Below are 555 nucleotides of genomic sequence, written 5' to 3'. Positions count from 1 at the left end.
CATCAAGCCTTGTCTGACTAATTCTCTGTTTAACTGCTGGTAAAACGATAGGCTTTATAACATTAGCTTCTGCACCGTTCTTCTTCTTAACAGTCGTTTCTACCTGTAATGTAACTTGTGAGAATATCATTAAATACCTCCATAATACATTAACTCTTGCAAAGAAGCCAAACGTTTCATTTCAGCATTTCGCCATTGTTCTGCTGGTTCATCAACAATATTAAGCCGACAATAACAAGAAATAAAGTCTTTAACTAATACGCTTGTTTCGTCAGCTTTAATACCATTTTTTTCTAGCAATTTAATAGCTATTGAACGGAATAAGATAAGTTTACTATCATAAGCTGTTACTAAAATCGGAATACCACAATAGACCTTAATATAATCTATCATTTACTTCCTCCATTTTATTCTTATGCTACTGTAATTACTGCACCAGCGTTATAAGTTTCAACATGACCGCTTGTTAGTGTTTCTACCAAAATCATGTTGCTGTTAGTTTTCCATTCAAAGGCATCAACTTTTGTAAGGTCTTGCATGTCAATGTGATACTTT

At 33.5% G+C, this 555-nt stretch carries 2 protein-coding genes; both read right to left on the bottom strand.

Annotated features, from left to right (window positions below; genetic code table 11):
• Positions 1-130: hypothetical protein (locus CO675_RS42070; RefSeq protein WP_502693453.1), on the bottom strand; the 130-nt coding region annotated here is incomplete at its 3' end.
• Positions 130-393, bottom strand: coding sequence for a hypothetical protein (locus CO675_RS39630; protein WP_002820020.1), 264 nt, complete (start codon positions 391-393; stop codon positions 130-132). The genes CO675_RS42070 and CO675_RS39630, both read right to left, overlap by 1 nt.
• Positions 394-555 lie beyond the last annotated feature (162 nt).

This window comes from Bradyrhizobium sp. C9 (genome assembly GCF_002532045.1).
Lineage (GTDB): Bacteria > Pseudomonadota > Alphaproteobacteria > Rhizobiales > Xanthobacteraceae > Bradyrhizobium.
Note: the sequence above shows the minus strand (reverse complement) of the source record. Positions and strands in the feature narration are given on the sequence as shown.